A 16,848-nucleotide genomic window follows, 5' to 3' on the forward strand; every position below is an offset into this window, starting at 1 on the left:
TTTATTCCTGCATTAAAAACGCACCTGCGTCAATTGTTCGCACCGCGCGCAAATTACCAGACCCACACCTAGCAACACTTGTAACCGTATAGTAGCTCGTTGCTTTTGCTGGCAGAGCGGCGACGGTGTAATTTGCCGCAGTAATCGGTGAGCAACTGGAGTCGTCTTGAAATTTGCAGCTGCAAGTTACTTCAGCAGAACACTTATTTAAGCCGGGAACCGTAAAAGTATGCGTTGTATTTAAACCCACACATCGCCCATCAACTTGCTGACGCGTGTTATTCGCAGGTGCAGTAGGAAAAAACAACGTTTGCATGCCCCGCTGAGCACCGCTTTCCGCTGCGTAAAAAGCTTGAGTGGATACAAACTCCAAAGTCACGGATGTTGCAGATTGAATGGAGTTACGTGAAATCACCAATGCAAACAAGCCCATCACCACCACGATAAAAATCGCCAGTGGCATGAGAAAGCCTTGCTGCTTTGTTAGATTTTTACGGAACATTTCGTATCATCACCGAGTGATTCATGTTTACGGATTCGGTGCCACCTTTAAGAGTATTGGCCTGCGCAAAAGTGATATTAAATTGCACGATTGTATTGCGGTTTTCACTGCCCAGCGTCAGCGCAAAGGGCACCGTAGGGCTCGTAACATTTTCTGCCAACAAACTAAATGCAGAATTTGTATTCACCTCGCCCGCTGTTACATCTTGATCTGCATAAAATCGCAACTGATTGTTCACAATGCAAAAAGCCTGAGGCCTATCAAGTAGATAAAAACGTTTATTAATCGAGTTTTGTTTCCAGCCTTTTTCTGGTGAAAAATTAATAACATTGACAGAACGAGATGTTAAGGTTGCTAAAGAACTTGGACTCGCACCGTAAAGTTCTCCCGGAGCCATAGCTCCAATACTTACGTAAATAGCCGTTCCAAAACCTATGCTGTGCGGAGAAACGTCCAGAGTCGTTTTCTTGGCTGCGCTATTAACGGAATCCGGAACATAATCCGGGTAATTTCCGCCGCTAGCAATTGGTAAAAACTCAAGGCACGCACTGTTATTGGTTATTCGCAAACTATAAGGCAATGCTATGCGCAACTGCCGTGACATTCGCTCAAGCGCTTGTCGGCTAGTATTAATTAAACGTGATTTTGTTTGAGTTGATTGATAGGCTTGGGTGGACTCAACAACAAATTTTCCACCTAAAACCGCCAAAATGGATAAGACAACAATCACTGCAATAATTTCTATTAAGGTGAATCCGCGTGAAAATTTTGGCGAAGATAAGGGCAACATTAAAAGTTCGCCTTATAAGCTGCAAGCGTATAAGTCATGGCTCGAGGAGCAGTAACGGTCACGCTTACCGTTATTAGCTTTTGATTATTTGCCACAGCTGTAACGCTTACACTGCGTGTGTAGCCCGCGTAAGGCGTGTCTGTAACATTGTTATAGTCGTCGACGTCATTCATGTCAGCATCAGGAAGATTATCACAGGTTGCCGCGCCAACAGCCGAACTATCACACGCGGGAATTCCGCCCGTTGGTGTATTGGCATCGTATTTAAGCGCGAGAATTTCATCGAGCCTCGCTTGCGCCAATTCAAGCGCCCGTATAGCAATAATCGGATCTGCACTTTTCCTAACACTGTTGATATAAGTGGCCATTAATGCACTACTGGCAATACTTACAATCACCAGAAAAACAATAAGCTCAATGAGACTAATGCCTTGCTGCATGTTGAGCTTAGCACTGGCATTAATGTGCATAACCGCTCGCCTCTACCACGATACTCGCGCTCGCTCCGGAGGTTGAAGACAAACCAATTGTAGTTGCCGTTGTTCTGCCAAGCTTATCGTAAGATAAAGTAGCAGGTGTTGCTGTTACGCCCGAAGCGAGTGTTAGCGGGTAGCCCTTATTGTGAACAACAATAGGGGCGCCGTTCTCTGTAACACTTACGGAATTGGATGTGATGATAAGTTGAATATTGCTACGAGCCATTGCGGTTTGTTGCGCAAAAAATAAAGCCGCGATCACGTCATCGCGGCTTGCATTTACAGCAGTGCTGGAGAAATTACCTATACGAGAAAATAACGTAACCGACAAAATAGCAATTAGAACGGTAACAGTGACCAACTCGATAATAGTAAACCCCTGCTCACCTTTGTGCATTTAACCTCACCGGAATCACACGTCAAAACTACGGAGCACCAATTGCAGTGAAGGTAGCTGTTTTGCGAGGAGAGCCCTTGCCCGATAATGTGCAATTTGCTTCATCACCCAGCGCTGCCACTGCTGTGTCTGTACCGGTCACATTGTAGCCTGAAGGTAGTGCTCCACCCTGCAAAGTTTTGGCAACATCACTACACTTTGCAACGGTGACCTTTGGAGTTCCGCTGATTACACCGGAGCTAATTGCAACCGCGTTTGCATAGTTCATGGCAGCCCCACTCGTTAAACTAGCGGCTACTCCATCAACAGCCGATTGTTCAGCAGCGCCAGACATATCCACAAATTTTGGTAAAGCTGTCGCCGCCAAAATACCTAAAATAACAATTACCGCGATGAGTTCAATCAGTGTAAAACCAGATTGTTGAGTTTTCATAGCAAGACTCCAAACCAAGTGTGTGTTAACGACTAATAATTAAAGTTAAATCCAATCTTAAAACATCAAAACAAGAGCAAGGTCGACAGTGCCATCCCTGTCTCGTCAAGACATTTATGTGAGAACGGCTTGATTAACCAAAATATAGTTCAATCACGGGAACTTGCCAGTTCTTATTCAGAAATTGGTTGTTTATTCGTGCGCCTGCAAATTATTAATCTTGACCACCCCGGTTACCGGCGAATAATCGAAGTGGAGTTCCTGTTCAGCTAGCGTCCAGATATAACGACACTGTCCATCGTTCGAAAGCGCTAGTCTGTAAGACTCTTTAGGCGGAGGATTAGCGCCCCTCACGGAAATCGCGGGTGCGTTCTGCAAAAACGCTACCCACAGGCTAAAGCAACCAGAAAGGGTTATTTGTGCAGAACCATAATCTGCGAGATCTACCCCTATGGGCCAACCATCCGGTGAAAACTGTACTCGCCTGTTTTCCACATCAAGCAATGAATCTGAACCGATTCTTTGCTGCGATATAATCCAGTGGGCGTGCTGACTTTGAACCGCCGCACTAAAATTTTGCGCGAGCACCTCAAAGCTCAAACGTCTTGTTTCGTCGGCAAGCCGGTTGTACCTGTGAAATCCAACGAGCAATATCACACCAATAATCGACATCACAAAATAAAATTCAAAGCTGGAAAAGCCTAAACTTTTTTTCATGACAGACGTTCTGCAGCAGATTTAGTGTTTTTGAATGGCGTACATGTCCCACATTGGCAAGAAAATACCCAGCGCCAATACCGTAACAAAACCCGCCATAATGATAATCATAAGCGGCTCAATTCGGTCGCCCAATAATTTCGTGTCGTATTCAACCTCTCGCTCATAAAACTCTGCGACTTCAGTGAGCAAACTGTCGACTTGACCGCTCTCTTCGCCCACCGAAATCATTTGCAAAATGAGCGGGGTGAACATACCGCTAACCAAATGTGTTTGGTATAAGCCTTCGCCGCGCTCTATACCTGCTCGAATGCCGCGAATTTTATCGCCCAAATAATTATTGTCGATTGCGCGAGCGCAAAGCTCCAAGGCATTTGAAATGGGCAAGCCTGCGCTCAACATTAAACTGAACGAACGCGCGTAACGTGCAAGCGATGCACGTTCAATAATATCGCCCACCACAATCAACCCTAATTTTTTTTGTCCCCACCAACGGCTACCCTCTGGTGTTTTTATATAGTGGAAAAACCAGGCGACCGCACCAACTACGGCCACTAACATATACAGCCAGAAGTCGACAAAGAAATCTGATATACCAATTAAGATTCGCGTGGGTAAGGGTAACTGCGCCCCAAAGTTTGCAAACATTCCTGCAAATGCAGGGATAACCTTAACGTTAATAATGGTCATTGCGATGCTAATGGCAATTAGCACAAACATGGGGTAGCGCAACGCCGTTTTAATACTTTTATTGGTGTTTAGGTCGCGCTCCATATATTCACTTAACTGCTTGAATATTAAATCCAGACGGCCGGAATTTTCCCCAACACTCACCATACTGACGAAAAGATTGTTAAAAATTTTGGGGTGAAAGCGCATAGCCGTTGAAAGCTCAACGCCTGTCTCTAAACGCGCAACTATATCTTCCAACGCACGTTGAAACATGTAATTCCGCAACGACATTGATAATCCACGCAAACCTTTTACCAACGGAATACCCGATTTTGAAATGGTATACATTTGGCGACAAAACATAATCAGTTCAACGGTTTCAACTTTGCCAAGATTGGTAGAGCGCTCAAACCGCTCACGCAAACTCAGTTGAATGATTTGCTCATCCATGGAAACCGGGGTAATGCCGCGCCCCAATAGTTGGCTTGCCGCTGCATCAGTATTTGCAGCCTCCACCTGACCATTCACCAATCGGCCATCGGCGTTGCGCCCTTTAAAAAGGAATACAGCCATATCAATTCAACTCTTCGATTTGCGCGGTAATATTCATAACTTCATCGAGCGTTGTAATGCCCTGTTCAGCATATTCCAGAGCCGCTTGGCTTAGCGTTTTGAAGTTGGGGCTTTCACTGGCGGTTTTTGCGAAACCGTTAATATCAGACGTCCGCAAGGCTTCGGCCATGGGCGCCGTGAGTTCCAGCATTTCAAATACACCTATACGGCCGCGGTAACCTGTGTTGTTACAGTGCGGGCAACCGGCACCTTGCTTAAATCCAACTGAGCTGAAATCTCTATTTTTTGAAATTGTTGCGAGCAGCTGTAATTCATTTGCATCAGGGGTGTGATTTTGAATACAGCTGGAACAAATGCGACGAACAAGTCGCTGCGCGACAACAGCTTTTAAGGCTGTCGCAACCAAATAGCCATCAACACCTATATCCAATAAACGCAACGCCGAGCTAATAGCATCATTAGTGTGAAGTGTTGATAACACCAAGTGCCCTGTCATTGACGCTCGCAAAGCAATCTCTGCAGATTCGGCATCACGGATTTCGCCCACCAATAAAATATCCGGGTCTTGTCGCAAGGTTGCGCGCAACACACTACTAAAAGTCAAACCAATTTTTTCGTGCAACTGCACCTGGCTAATACGTGGCAAGCGATATTCAACCGGGTCTTCAACCGTAATAATTTTCTTCTGCGGTTTATTTAATTCAGAGAGCGCGCCATAAAGCGTCGTGGTTTTACCGCTACCTGTAGGCCCAGTCACAAGTACCAAGCCATGAGGTCGCGTAATAATTTTTCTAAAGCGAGAAACCAAATGTGTAGGCATGCCTACATTATCTAAACTGCGCACGCCGTCGGTATGATCTAACAAACGCATTACCACAGATTCGCCGAATTGTACCGGCATGGTGGATAAGCGCACGTCGATGTTGTGATGTTTAACTTTTAAGTTAAAGCGACCATCTTGCGGCAAACGCTTTTCGGAAATATCCAAACCAGCCATTAATTTGATACGAACGACCAACGCTGACGCGATGCGCTTTTCATTCATCACCTGCTCAATAAGTTCACCATCGATACGATTACGAATGCGCAATACCTTTTCGTCAGGCTCAATATGAATATCCGAGGCCTTGTTGGTTAGCGCTTCTTCAAATATTTTTTGCAGCAATTTAACAACAGGCGCGTCGCTATCAACCGAGTCGGCGATAAAACTATCCAAATCCACGGCGGACTCTTGTAGCTCTTCATCCAACTCACCCGCCAAAGAGGCAATTTCGCTGGCATGGCTGTAGGCAATATCCAGAATATCCAGCAACTCAGACTCACGCACTACAGCGGGTTTGAGATTTTTTTGCAAAATACGTTGCAACTCATCCAAACAAAAAATATCGGTAGGGTCAGCCATACCCAACAACAAACCATCGAAATCCTCGCGCAACACGATAACGCGATAACGGCGCGCACTGGTTTCGGGCAAGGTTTGAACTAAATCTTTATCAAATCGAAACTGCTTTAGCTGTACAAAAGGAATTTCTAATTGCGTAGAAAGCAAGTTTAGCAATTCGTTTTCATCAACATAACCTAACTCGACAAGCTGATTGCCGAGCTTACGCCCCGTCAGCTTTTGCTCTTGCAGCGCATGAGCCAGCTGGGTCTCGGTGATCATATTTTTTTCGACGAGCAAATCGCCAATACGAATACGTTTTGATGAACTAAACATGCTTATCTCACTCGCCACCTAAAGCAGCAATTCGTTGATCTGTGTATTTTTTTACTTGCTCTTGCAGTTGCGGGAATTCACCCAAACGCTTGTAAGCCTGAAGGGCATTTTTAGTTTGGCCCAAACCATCATAAGCAAGCGCAAGCCCTAACCAATAGGCAGGCTTTTCACCAAAATGATTGAGTAGCCCTCGGTAACTAAGAATAGACTGCTGATAGTTCGCAGTTTTGTGGTATAGGCTCGCAAGTAAAGCACCATAGGATTCATTTGCCTGCGCGGAGCCAATATTTTTTTCCAGCAAGGAAATAGCTTCACTCTCCTCGCCTTGCTGAACCAGTATTTGAGCGTGTAATTTTGTACTTATATCTATTGGCAAATAAGTTGCTTTTTGCAACACAATTGTTGCTGCCTGGGTATTGGCTTGCTGAATATACAAATCCGCTAAGAGTGCGGCGGACAATATTGGCTTTTGCTCCGCTGCAACAAAACTTTTTAACAGCGCCAGCGCCTCGGTTTGCTTTCCTTGTTGCGCAAGTTCTTGTGCATGCTTAGCCAGTTGTTCATCTTTCCACGCTGCGTTGGGTGTAACAGAAAGACTTTGCGCTTCTGCTTCAGGAATTGACTTGATGGTTTCTGAAATTACAGGCTCGGCGTTAATTTTTTCACTCGCAACAGCGCCTAGGTTTTGTGCCGCAACCTCGCCAATAGAAATCTCATGCGCCTGCACATAACGCTCAGACACAAAGCGAGCTCGCTGAATAAGGGCTTGCGCTTGCTGTAAGTTACCTGCATTTATTTGATCTTGCGCCATAGCCATATAGCGGCTTGCAATTTTGTCCAAGCCTTCTTTGGCTTGGTTGTTATTAGGGCTTAATACAAGAATTTTTTGGTAGTAGTTGTAAGCGTTATCTTCAATCGGTACCGTTAAACGATCCATACTGATCGCACGCTCAGCTTGATTTAACAAATCATTGATATGATCCTGATTTTCAGAAGCCGATGCAGCATCAAGATTTACGGCATTAGCTTGCACTACCGCCGGTGTTACTACCGAATTATTCGATGCAACCGATGACGCTTCTTGCAAAATATTTGTGCCTTGATGAGCCAGTGTTGATTGCGTTAGTGACTGACTCGAAGAAAGATAGCGTTTAGCCATTAAGACAATGCAAAAAATCACCACAAAAAAAACAACAAAGGGCACCCAGGAGGGCTGCTTTCTAGGAGCTAGGGACGATGTTTCCAGCAAGGCGTTATCGTAAGCTTCAACACCATCACCAACCGGTTTTTGGCGAGACAAATCTCTCAGCATGTCGTTGAGCAAACTCATAAGTTCACCCCAAACAAGCTCGGGAGAATTAAGGCTGATGCTGCAGCTGCCGCGGCAACACCAGGCCACAGCCAAATATTGCGCTGCGCAAGAATACGGCCAATAGATTTACTTTCTTTGGTATCTGCAATGGCACGAGCCATGTGGCTACGCGTGACCTTTTCACTTTTTTCGCCATAGGCCGCAAGCATGGCTTTATGCGATATCACATTGATCAAGCGCGGAACACCACCCGATGCGCGGTAAAGCAAATTAATTGCACCTGCGGAAAATAAATGCGCACCGCGATAACCAGCGGAACTCAACCTATAACTGATGTAATCCGCCAAACTTTTACGCGGAATTCCATGTAAATATTCGGAAAAAACGATGCGCTGCTTGAGCTGACGAAGATCGGGTCTATTTAAAAGATCATCTAACTCCGGTTGACCTATCAAGACTACTTGTAAGAGTTTATTTTTTTCTGTTTCTAAATTTGTTAACAATCGCAGTGCTTCAATTGTCTCGCGCGGCATGGCTTGAGCTTCGTCTACTACTAACACCACTTGCTTTTTCTGTTGTGCAAGCTCTACCAAGCGTTGGTTAATTTCACGCAACAGCTGATAAGAAGGTATTTCCGGTGAATAGGTAATGCCAATTTCTTCTGCCAGAAACCACTTGAGTTCTTCTGGCGTAAGATAAGGATTTGGAATGTAAGCGGTGAGAAAATTATCGCCAAGGCTCGCCAACAACTTGCGGCTCAATAAGGTCTTACCCGTACCCACCTCGCCGACAATTTTAATAAAGCCTTCGCTATGACGAAGCGCCAGCAGAAGCGTACTCAACACTTCACGATGACTTTGACTGTTGAAGAAAAATTGTGTATCGGGCGTCAGCGAAAACGGATGCTCCACTAATCCAAAGTGCTGGCGGTACATAGTGACCTCGACTAACGATTATCTTGCAAGCAAAAGGAGTTTATTGGTTCCTAAATTCATCGCCCATTTTTTGAATACGCACCTCACTGTCTTGCAACTGGCTTTGCCATGTGTCGCCATCAACAACTACGGGACGCAACAAAATAACGAGTTCGGTTTTAGAACTGGCTTTATTTTGCGTGCGAAACAAACCATTCACCAAAGGAACATCACCCAAGACCGGCCGTTTGCCATTGGTTTTACGTTTGTTTTCCTGCATTAAACCGCCGAGTACAATCACCTGCCCGTTTTTGGCTTTTACAATGCTATCTGATTCGCGAATACCACGAAGTGCGAGTGGTAAAGAAAAATCCTGATTTCCTACAGTGAAGTTTTTTTGTTGATCTGTCACTGTGCTAACCACAGGATGTATATGGAGAACAACTTCGCCATCTTCCCCAATTTGCGGCGTAACATCCAACGCTATTCCGCTAAAAAATGGTGACAACTCAATATTAGGTGTGCTTGAAACAGAGGTCGCGTTTGAAGTCGTGTTGTTGGAAATACCTGTTACAAAATACTCGTCGGATCCAACACGAATAACAGCTTTTTGGTTGTTAACTGTTGAGACTCGTGGGCTTGAGAGCACTTGCACGGAACCTTGGGTTTGCAATAAAGATAAAACTTGGGTGATATCCTCGATTGCTAATACCGATGAAAAAGATTTACTCGCGCTAATCGAAGTAGGCAAATCTATATTACCCGTTGATCCATAAGTTGTATCTTTTGAATAGGCTTGCTGCAGACCACCCGAAATCGCCCCCCAGTTAACACCCGCTTCAAAACCTTCGTTCAAATTAACTTCTAAAATTTTGGCTTCCAAAATAACCTGACGTTTTACGCTCAACTCAGAGCGCTCCAAAAACTCCCGCACCGCGCTTAATTCGCTTGGCAATGCTTTAACAACAATCATGCCTGCTTGCGGGGAAATAGTTACAGAACGGTTACCGCCTTCGCCACCAATAATGGACGCAACTGTACGCTGTAAACCAGACCAGAAATCCGTGTGGTTTAGTGTTTGAACGCGCGACCCAGGTGTAATGCCCTGACCACTATTGCTGGATGATTTATTTTTTTCTGCTGACTCGAGCATGCCCAATAAATTAGCGGTGTCGCCTCCGTTATTAGATCCGCCGGAATTGTTGCCGCTATTGCTATTGCCCTGGCCGCTGGATTGTGCCCGACCAACAAGCACTGCGGTATCAGACACACCTACGCGTTGAACATCCAAATAATTAATACGGAAAACTTCGGTGCGCATGGCATTCGCGTAAATCGTGTATATACCGCGTTCTTGCTTGTATTCATACCCATATATGTCGCGTGTTACGCGCAAGACTTCATCCATAGTTACATTTTTTAAATCGAGCGAAATAGTTCCCGTCACGTCTGGATGAACCACAACATTAACGCCGGTTCCGTTTACCAAGCCCAGAAAAAAATCCCGTGCAGGAACCGCTCGCACAGAAACATCAAAATGATCGGCAAATTTTTTGCCGCTGGCGGTTTTGATGGTGTTGTTATCTAACAGTGCTTGAGTTACCTCGGGAGGAACCTCTGCTACTTTTTTATTGCGCTCAAGCTGCTCAGCAACAACTGCGCTCATTTCATTTTCGGCGGTAATTTTTTTGTTGCCGTTATTCGAGCACCCGTTCGCCAACGTAAAGGCCGCGATTAAAAGCAGCACCAGCGGGCGATGAAGAATAAGATTATTTTTTTTGAGTGGCATAGCCATAACTCCAAAAGCTTTATTTGCGAATAGCCGCGTTGTTTAAAGCCACGCGCCAGACTTTACCGTTTTGTTGCAGTGTTACCGCATCTGCATCTATTTTTTTCACTGTAGCGCCAACACCCTTCAAGGTTTGATTTTCACGGAGTGCTTGGCCATTAATGATGACCACCTTTCTATCTTCGGCAATTAAAATGCTCGTCAACTGAATGGTTTGTTGCGCGCTCACACCAACCACACCTGCCCCACCGGAAAAACCTAAGGGCTTAGTTGGATCAATAACGGATTCCTGAGCCTCAACACTGGCGAAAAAAGCCGGAAACATAACCAATGCGCATAGTAAATTTTTAAACACCGAACAAGCCCTCTTCTGAGCTCAGGGTATATACACGTAAAACGGCTTCCGCGTTTGGATATTTATCCACACTGTAGTCCAAACTTTGCCAGTAAAAACGCCATGGCAATTGTTCCAACTCCATCAAAAAATGCAGCATTTGGCTGTAACTACCGGAAACGCGCAATTCAACTACATGTTGGTAAACACCCACTGTAGGCTCGCCTTCAGTTGGCGCTTGCGCAGCAGACGGACTCGCCGATGCCGCATCGACTAGCTGCAGTTCTTTCGCAGGTAAAGTTTTGACTTCCAATAAGGTGAGGCTTTGAGATTTCTGCAAAACTTCTTGCAAAGCCTGTGGCAACTGCTCCGCTCTAATTAAATTTTGCGAAACGCTTTGCAACTGGGTTTCAAGACCTTGAACATCTTTTTCGAGTTGTTCAATTTGTTCTTTTTTAGGCTTGTCTGGATCATTGAGCAAACTTTGCGTTGCTGCTGCAATCTGACTTTGCAATGCTGCGCGTTGGCTAACTAGATTTGCCAAACTCTCAGCCGCTTCGTGTGATTTTTTGTCGATAGAAGACTGAACGGCAAAATTCCACAACATAAAAATAAGTGCGAGAAGTGTTAGCAATATAAGCACTCGTTCACGCATAATACGCGCGTCAATTTTTTCCTGTAACGACAGCAGAAAGTCTAATTTGAGAGACTCAAACATTAGCGCTTACCTCCCGCTACATCTTTCTCATCTTTTGCTTTGGCAAGGCTGAATTTTAACAAGCCTGTTTGTATGTCGCGTTCCATCGTGAGCACCCCAAAACCAACTTCGCTAAATGCGGGGTCTTTACGCAAACGCTGCAAATAGAGCGGAATCTGATCTGCTGTGCGCGTAAGGCCTTTTAGTTCGGCGTACTTACCACCTTTTTGCAAAGAAAAACTCTCCAAAGACATGGTATTTAATGATGCTTGCCCAAGCGCACCAACTTGAGCAGAAAAGCCCTTATCGTTCCCAAGATCTTGATGCGAGATCATGCTCAGAATTTGGTTATGACGCTGCAAGTTTTTTTGCAACTGTGCAATTTTCGCATCTAATTGCGCACTGGTTTGAGCGGGTTTCCTGGCTGCAATCGCTTGCAATTGAGCAAGCATATTGTGCTGCGCAGCTTTTTCATCAGTGAGTTGCTGCTCCAACAATTTATATTGATGGTTGGAATAAATTGAAAATGCGATTAACAAAACGATAAACGCCAAACCAGCCCACAACATGTGGATCGCGCGTACAGGTTCACGATTAGGACGAAACTCGGGCAGGTATAAGTTGATCTGTTGCATCACGCCGCCCCCACTTCGTCTTCACGTAAGGCTGCGCCTAAAGCTAATAAGCATAAGGACAAGCTGTGCTCTTGCACCCCTTCTCCAAACTGTAAACCTGCTTCGAGATTAAATAGCTCGATTTTTACCGCGAGACTGTTACGAATTTCCGGTGTGAGCTTATCGCTTGTGACGTTTTCACCACACAAATAAACATGACTCGGTGGCGTTTGCCGCATTTGGCGCTCGAAGTAATCGAGTGAGCGCTGCAACTCCAATACAAGTGCTTCGCCAGGTAAATCGTCGAGCAGACCTGCGTTATAAGCAAGTGAGAATTGGCGGCTTAAGTAAACATTGCCATCGCGAATAATTTGTAAGCTGCCACCGCCCTGTCCCAATCTCACCAAGGCGATACCACGTTTAGTGTCGCAACAGGCTTGGGCTAAATTTCGTAAGGCTAACTCCGCAATATCAATGGATTGCAGATCCAAACCAGCAGCTTTTGCTTGGCCGATCAACTGCACAACGTTGTTGCGCTGGGCAACCACGGCATATGCCATACGGCTGGTTCCGCGCGCGCTATCTTCGGGCAATAGGAAAGCTTCCAGAACGGCATCAGCGATGGGAAATTGAATTAAATCTTTAACTCGCCAACGCAAGGCTTCTGCAAGTTCTTCTGGCGGTACTTTAGGGGCTTCACCCAGCAACATTTGATAGGTGCCCGGGCTCATGACGATGTTGCATGGGACCTTTAGCAGGCCTAGCTTGCCTAGCCGCGCGCGCAGCAAATCTGCCGCATTGAGACCCGCGTCAACCGGAATAAATTCACAATGACTGAGTAAAGGTTGCTGTGTTGCTGGGCGCTTTATATAAGCGAATGCGACGCCTTCGGCTGTAAATTCAACACCGATAACTTCGTTTTTCCGCGATTTTGCACCGAACCAGTTCAACCAAGGGCCTCTTGATGCTGAATGTTTATAGGATGAGGTAAATTTGCGCGGTGGATTTGATGAGACTTTTCCCAACCACTTAAAAACTCTTCTTTATAATTGCCTAATAACTCTTCTCTATAATTGAGAACACAAACATAACCTTTATCATGACCTTAGACCATAAAAGGTAAAAATGCCAAATGTTTCATATTGTTTTGTTTGAACCCGAAATCCCGCCAAATACGGGCAATATTATTCGGTTAGCCGCTAACACCGGCTGCCAACTTCACCTGATTGAACCTCTGGGTTTTAAGCTGGATGAGAAGAGCGTAAACCGCGCAGGAATGGACTATGCAGAACTGCAAGATGTGAAAACCTACAAAGGATGGAATGAGTTTTTAGCCAAACAGCAACCTGTTCGTATTTTTGCGCTCAGTACCAAAGGCACTCGTTGCCACAGTGAGCCGCAGTTTCAACCCGGCGACTATTTGCTGTTCGGCCCGGAGACGCGCGGCCTGCCCGCAAGCTTGCGCGAATCACTTCCGCACGAACAGGTCTTACGCATTCCCATGGTAGCCAACAGCCGCAGTATGAATTTGTCTAACTCGGTGGCGGTGATGGTATTTGAAGCTTGGCGACAACAAGGCTATCAAGGCGCTTTGGATGTATCAAGCAAATGAGGAACCGCTGACAGTACACACACTGTCAACTTTTATATGTAGCTCACCAAAAATCGGAATAAGGTACCTCTCGAATTGAATGATGCAATGTCACAACTCCAACAGCTCAAAAATCCGCAACGACAAAAAGGTGCAGGATAAAAATCTATCGGATTTGAATCTTAGAGATATCTTTTTTGGCGACAAACTCAAAAAAAAGCACACCATTAAGATTTCTTTTCACTAAAATTTTTTAAATCAATAACCTCGCACCGACAAATGTTTATTTAAGCGACAGAAATTATATTCATTCAGCGCTAACGTGATTATTTTCTCAAAAACGCTATAGCACTCCCGATTAAAAATATTTTTCATTGACAACCCCGTCTTTCGTTATTAACGTACAAGTCAAATTAACTATAAGCTGCTTAATCATAGTTAAAAAATGGATTTCTATAATAAATAACATAAAAAAATTATGAAAATAGAACAGGATTTATTTCGGAAGCAAGTCATAGATGAGCTTAACAACAAGCTCAATGGTGAAATACTATTAAACCCTAATATTTCTTCCAAAGTCTTTTTGTTATGTGGTGCAGCATGGTTAGCTTTAATGTTTTCCATATACCAGCTCATTGAAATAAATTCCCCTAAAATAATTACTGGCAAATTGGTTTTGCAAGAAAACAACAACCTTGTCGCCAGATTTATGCTGCCAATTGATTTCGCAAATCAAGTTCGAGTTGGCGAGATAATCCCCATTCAATTAATAGGACTTTCAGAGACCCAACACCTTAATACCAATATAAAAATTTCTCATATAGATCAAACCCTCTCAGTATCAATCCCGCCCCACTCTAGTGAGGCGAATATTGCAAACCTAAAAGTTGACGCATCATTAATAGGCTCTGCAGTCCTCTTTCAAAATCAGAAATTTTTGCTTTCTGAAGGAATCATATTTTCGTTTACATTGAATAGCAAACCCGAAAAATTGCTCCCATGGCTGCAGAAATATCTTGCAGGGGCGAATAAATGACACACGCCGAAAACAATATGATGCATATTGATCCTGAACCGAAAGCTGACAGAGAGAAACCTCAGATTTTACCGATAGAAAATTTTTTGAATTTTGAGTTTCACAGTAAGTTACCTGTTATTTTGCAATCTGAAAGTGCTGAGTGTGGTTTGGCTTGCCTTGCCATGGTTTCTAGTTTTTATGGGTATTCTATTGACTTAATTAGCCTACGCAGAAATCACCCCATCTCCCAACAAGGAATGGATTTATCTCAGCTGGCAGACATTGCGGGACGCATGAATTTTGCCAGCCGCGCTATTCGCATCGAGATAAGCGAACTATCTCAGATTAAGCTGCCCTGTATCATTCATTGGAACGTAAATCATTTTGTTGTGATTAAATCAATCCACGCAAACCACGTGATCATTCACGACCCTGCGTACGGCAAACGAAAAATTTCACGGGCTCAATTTGAAAAGCAATTCACTGGTGTTGCACTTGAACTATTCACAACAAAAGATTTTGAAAAAAAGGACAACACCAGACGCTTAAAAATTTCTGATTTATGGAGCGAAATAATTGGCTTAAGAAAGAGTCTAATTCAAATAATAGTTATTTCGCTTTTGATTGAATGCCTGACAATCATTGCCCCACTTTATTCACAAATTATTATTGATTTAATCCCCAAACAGCACTCCCTAGATGCGTTTTATACAATTGCGCTCGGGTTCACTCTAATAATGTTTACTCAGATTGCTGTTTCAGCCGCGAGAGATTTAGCACTTTTGCGTCTATCAAGCCAACTAAATATTCAAATGGCTGCAAATTTGTTTTACCACTTAGTTCGTTTGCCTTTAAGTTTTTTTATGAAGCGACATGTAGGCGACATTTTATCTCGGTTCGGCTCGCTATCACACATTCGCCAAATGATAACTACAGGCATTCTAAGTGCGGTGTTAGATGGCCTCATGGCAATTATAACCCTCGCAGTATTGTGGTATTACAACACACAGTTAACCATAGTCGTTTTGGCGGTGGTTGCGATTTATATTTTCATGCGAATTGCGTTCTATGAACCCTTTAAGCAACTCAACCTGGAAAATCTGATTGCGAGCGCCAAAGAAAACTCACACTTCATGGAAACATTGAGGGCAATTCAAACCTTAAAAATATTTCAACAAGAAAATGATCGCCAATTACAATGGTTAAATCGTTTGGCTGCCACCATTAATAAGGAAATTAAAATCGCCCAATGGGGTATTGGATTTAGTGCAGCTCAAGGCACTATTTTCGGACTAGAAAATATCATTGTTGTTTTACTTGCTGCAAAACTGGTGATGACAGGTAGCTTTACCATAGGAATGCTGTTCGCGTTTATGAGCTTTAAAATTAGCTTTATCTCTGCAGTGAACAATCTCATTACTCAGGCCATTAATTTTAAAATGCTAGACATTCACTTAGAGCGCATCAGCGATATTGCTTTCACGGAAAAGGAAAACATTAACGAACACTTACCCAAAGTTGGCAACGCGATTAATGCCCCTGTGATTTCGGGAAAAATTGAAGCTTTCGATCTGGCTTACCGTTTTGATGGCAAGGATGAAGATTTATTTTCAAACCTTTCATTCACCATTGAATCAGGTGAATCAGTCGCGATAGTTGGGCCGAGTGGCTGCGGAAAAACAACGCTCATGAAATGTTTGATGGGGTTACTGGAGCCAACGCAAGGAAAAATATTGATTGATGGGAAACCGATCAAATCACTCAAACAATATCGCAGCCAAATCGCTGGAGTAATGCAAGACGATCAATTGGTTTCCGGCTCCATTAAAGACAACATCACATTATTTTCATCGACCACTGATTGGCATCGCATTTATCTCGCCACATCGAAGGCCTGTGTGCATGATGAAATTTTAAATTTCACTATGGATTACGAAACGCTTGTGGGGGATATGGGCTCCAGCTTAAGCGGGGGACAGAAACAGCGCATTGTGTTGGCGAGAGCCTTATATCGCGAACCTCGTATTTTATTTTTGGATGAAGCAACAAGCCATCTTGATATCGCTAACGAATCTTTAGTTAACCAACATATAAAAGACTTAGCCATTACGAAAGTGCTCATTGCTCACAGACCAGAAACGATTAAATCAGCAGATAAAAAAATTTTAATGGGGGGCGCACTAGCGAGTTTTTAGGACGAAAAGGAAAATGTTATTTTAACAAACAATGATAAGCATATCGCTGTTTAAGTAAAAAGCATTTTTCGTAAGGTAGCTTGTAAAAGTTGTCTTTGCTGGATGCA

At 44.0% G+C, this 16,848-nt stretch carries 18 protein-coding genes; 3 read left to right on the forward strand and 15 right to left on the reverse strand.

What is annotated here, in order from left to right:
• Position 1: 1 nt before the first annotated feature.
• From U1F02_RS02840 to U1F02_RS02910, 15 genes are all read right to left on the reverse strand, one after another.
• On the reverse strand, positions 2-502 hold the full coding sequence (locus tag U1F02_RS02840) for an MSHA biogenesis protein MshP (RefSeq protein WP_409988829.1): 501 nt from the start codon (positions 500-502) through the stop codon (positions 2-4).
• A complete protein-coding gene (locus U1F02_RS02845) occupies positions 492-1,292 on the reverse strand; it encodes a type II secretion system protein J (RefSeq protein ID WP_409988830.1) in 801 nt (266 codons plus the stop codon). The genes U1F02_RS02840 and U1F02_RS02845 overlap by 11 nt, the downstream gene beginning before the upstream one ends.
• Complete coding sequence (locus U1F02_RS02850) at positions 1,292-1,762, reverse strand: prepilin-type N-terminal cleavage/methylation domain-containing protein (RefSeq protein ID WP_409988831.1); 471 nt, start codon at positions 1,760-1,762, stop codon at positions 1,292-1,294. Before U1F02_RS02850 ends, U1F02_RS02845 begins: the two co-directional genes overlap by 1 nt.
• Entirely contained in the window at positions 1,752-2,165 is a 414-nt protein-coding gene (locus U1F02_RS02855) for a Tfp pilus assembly protein FimT/FimU (protein ID WP_409988832.1), read from the reverse strand. The genes U1F02_RS02850 and U1F02_RS02855 overlap by 11 nt, the downstream gene beginning before the upstream one ends.
• A 28-nt stretch (positions 2,166-2,193) precedes the next feature.
• Positions 2,194-2,598, reverse strand: a complete 405-nt coding sequence (locus U1F02_RS02860) for a type II secretion system protein (RefSeq protein WP_409988833.1) — start codon at positions 2,596-2,598, stop codon at positions 2,194-2,196.
• Between the two features lie 192 nt (positions 2,599-2,790).
• Positions 2,791-3,315, reverse strand: coding sequence for a hypothetical protein (locus tag U1F02_RS02865; protein ID WP_409988834.1), 525 nt, complete (start codon positions 3,313-3,315; stop codon positions 2,791-2,793).
• A gap of 21 nt (positions 3,316-3,336) precedes the next feature.
• Positions 3,337-4,560 (reverse strand): type II secretion system F family protein, encoded by a 1,224-nt coding sequence (locus U1F02_RS02870; protein WP_409988835.1) that lies wholly within the window; start codon positions 4,558-4,560, stop codon positions 3,337-3,339.
• A gap of 1 nt (position 4,561) precedes the next feature.
• Complete coding sequence (locus tag U1F02_RS02875; RefSeq protein WP_409988836.1) at positions 4,562-6,277, reverse strand: GspE/PulE family protein; 1,716 nt, start codon at positions 6,275-6,277, stop codon at positions 4,562-4,564.
• A 7-nt stretch (positions 6,278-6,284) separates the two neighbouring features.
• Positions 6,285-7,607 (reverse strand): tetratricopeptide repeat protein, encoded by a 1,323-nt coding sequence (locus tag U1F02_RS02880; protein ID WP_409988837.1) that lies wholly within the window; start codon positions 7,605-7,607, stop codon positions 6,285-6,287.
• Complete coding sequence (locus U1F02_RS02885) at positions 7,604-8,524, reverse strand: ExeA family protein (RefSeq protein WP_409988838.1); 921 nt, start codon at positions 8,522-8,524, stop codon at positions 7,604-7,606. The genes U1F02_RS02880 and U1F02_RS02885 overlap by 4 nt, the downstream gene beginning before the upstream one ends.
• Before the next feature lie 40 nt (positions 8,525-8,564).
• Positions 8,565-10,298: a pilus (MSHA type) biogenesis protein MshL gene (mshL, locus tag U1F02_RS02890; RefSeq protein WP_409988839.1), complete on the reverse strand. Its 1,734-nt coding sequence runs from the start codon at positions 10,296-10,298 to the stop codon at positions 8,565-8,567.
• A gap of 13 nt (positions 10,299-10,311) precedes the next feature.
• On the reverse strand, positions 10,312-10,617 hold the full coding sequence (locus U1F02_RS02895) for a hypothetical protein (RefSeq protein WP_409988840.1): 306 nt from the start codon (positions 10,615-10,617) through the stop codon (positions 10,312-10,314).
• A gap of 22 nt (positions 10,618-10,639) precedes the next feature.
• Entirely contained in the window at positions 10,640-11,344 is a 705-nt protein-coding gene (locus tag U1F02_RS02900; protein WP_409988841.1) for an MSHA biogenesis protein MshJ, read from the reverse strand.
• Positions 11,344-11,958, reverse strand: coding sequence for an MSHA biogenesis protein MshI (locus U1F02_RS02905; RefSeq protein WP_409988842.1), 615 nt, complete (start codon positions 11,956-11,958; stop codon positions 11,344-11,346). Before U1F02_RS02905 ends, U1F02_RS02900 begins: the two co-directional genes overlap by 1 nt.
• Complete coding sequence (locus U1F02_RS02910) at positions 11,958-12,887, reverse strand: MSHA biogenesis protein MshI (RefSeq protein ID WP_409988843.1); 930 nt, start codon at positions 12,885-12,887, stop codon at positions 11,958-11,960. The genes U1F02_RS02905 and U1F02_RS02910 overlap by 1 nt, the downstream gene beginning before the upstream one ends.
• 182 nt (positions 12,888-13,069) lie before the next feature.
• Between U1F02_RS02910 and trmL the strand changes: the two genes are divergently transcribed.
• From trmL to U1F02_RS02925, 3 genes are all read left to right on the forward strand, one after another.
• Positions 13,070-13,549, forward strand: coding sequence for a tRNA (uridine(34)/cytosine(34)/5-carboxymethylaminomethyluridine(34)-2'-O)-methyltransferase TrmL (gene trmL, locus U1F02_RS02915; RefSeq protein WP_409988844.1), 480 nt, complete (start codon positions 13,070-13,072; stop codon positions 13,547-13,549).
• Positions 13,550-14,006: 457 nt separating this feature from the next.
• Positions 14,007-14,564, forward strand: a complete 558-nt coding sequence (locus tag U1F02_RS02920) for a hypothetical protein (protein ID WP_409988845.1) — start codon at positions 14,007-14,009, stop codon at positions 14,562-14,564.
• Positions 14,561-16,741, forward strand: a complete 2,181-nt coding sequence (locus tag U1F02_RS02925; RefSeq protein WP_409988846.1) for a peptidase domain-containing ABC transporter — start codon at positions 14,561-14,563, stop codon at positions 16,739-16,741. The genes U1F02_RS02920 and U1F02_RS02925 overlap by 4 nt, the downstream gene beginning before the upstream one ends.
• The last annotated feature ends 107 nt before the right edge of the window (positions 16,742-16,848 follow it).

Origin of the sequence: Cellvibrio sp. (assembly GCF_046347455.1) — a bacterium.
In the GTDB taxonomy this organism is placed as follows: Bacteria; Pseudomonadota; Gammaproteobacteria; order Pseudomonadales; family Cellvibrionaceae; genus Cellvibrio.

Bases quoted from the DNA above. Each gene is read 5' to 3' on its own strand.
- trmL (WP_409988844.1), top strand. From the start codon at position 13,070: ATGTTTCATATTGTTTTGTTTGAACCCGAAATCCCGCCAAATACGGGC.
- U1F02_RS02855 (WP_409988832.1), bottom strand. From the start codon at position 2,165: ATGCACAAAGGTGAGCAGGGGTTTACTATTATCGAGTTGGTCACTGTT.
- U1F02_RS02880 (WP_409988837.1), bottom strand. From the start codon at position 7,607: ATGAGTTTGCTCAACGACATGCTGAGAGATTTGTCTCGCCAAAAACCG.
- U1F02_RS02860 (WP_409988833.1), bottom strand. From the start codon at position 2,598: ATGAAAACTCAACAATCTGGTTTTACACTGATTGAACTCATCGCGGTA.
- U1F02_RS02900 (WP_409988841.1), bottom strand. From the start codon at position 11,344: ATGTTTGAGTCTCTCAAATTAGACTTTCTGCTGTCGTTACAGGAAAAA.
- U1F02_RS02920 (WP_409988845.1), top strand. From the start codon at position 14,007: ATGAAAATAGAACAGGATTTATTTCGGAAGCAAGTCATAGATGAGCTT.
- U1F02_RS02865 (WP_409988834.1), bottom strand. From the start codon at position 3,315: ATGAAAAAAAGTTTAGGCTTTTCCAGCTTTGAATTTTATTTTGTGATG.
- U1F02_RS02905 (WP_409988842.1), bottom strand. From the start codon at position 11,958: ATGCAACAGATCAACTTATACCTGCCCGAGTTTCGTCCTAATCGTGAA.
- U1F02_RS02850 (WP_409988831.1), bottom strand. From the start codon at position 1,762: ATGCACATTAATGCCAGTGCTAAGCTCAACATGCAGCAAGGCATTAGT.
- U1F02_RS02870 (WP_409988835.1), bottom strand. From the start codon at position 4,560: ATGGCTGTATTCCTTTTTAAAGGGCGCAACGCCGATGGCCGATTGGTG.
- U1F02_RS02885 (WP_409988838.1), bottom strand. From the start codon at position 8,524: ATGTACCGCCAGCACTTTGGATTAGTGGAGCATCCGTTTTCGCTGACG.
- U1F02_RS02845 (WP_409988830.1), bottom strand. From the start codon at position 1,292: ATGTTGCCCTTATCTTCGCCAAAATTTTCACGCGGATTCACCTTAATA.
- U1F02_RS02925 (WP_409988846.1), top strand. From the start codon at position 14,561: ATGACACACGCCGAAAACAATATGATGCATATTGATCCTGAACCGAAA.
- mshL (WP_409988839.1), bottom strand. From the start codon at position 10,298: ATGGCTATGCCACTCAAAAAAAATAATCTTATTCTTCATCGCCCGCTG.
- U1F02_RS02895 (WP_409988840.1), bottom strand. From the start codon at position 10,617: ATGTTTCCGGCTTTTTTCGCCAGTGTTGAGGCTCAGGAATCCGTTATT.
- U1F02_RS02875 (WP_409988836.1), bottom strand. From the start codon at position 6,277: ATGTTTAGTTCATCAAAACGTATTCGTATTGGCGATTTGCTCGTCGAA.
- U1F02_RS02840 (WP_409988829.1), bottom strand. From the start codon at position 502: ATGTTCCGTAAAAATCTAACAAAGCAGCAAGGCTTTCTCATGCCACTG.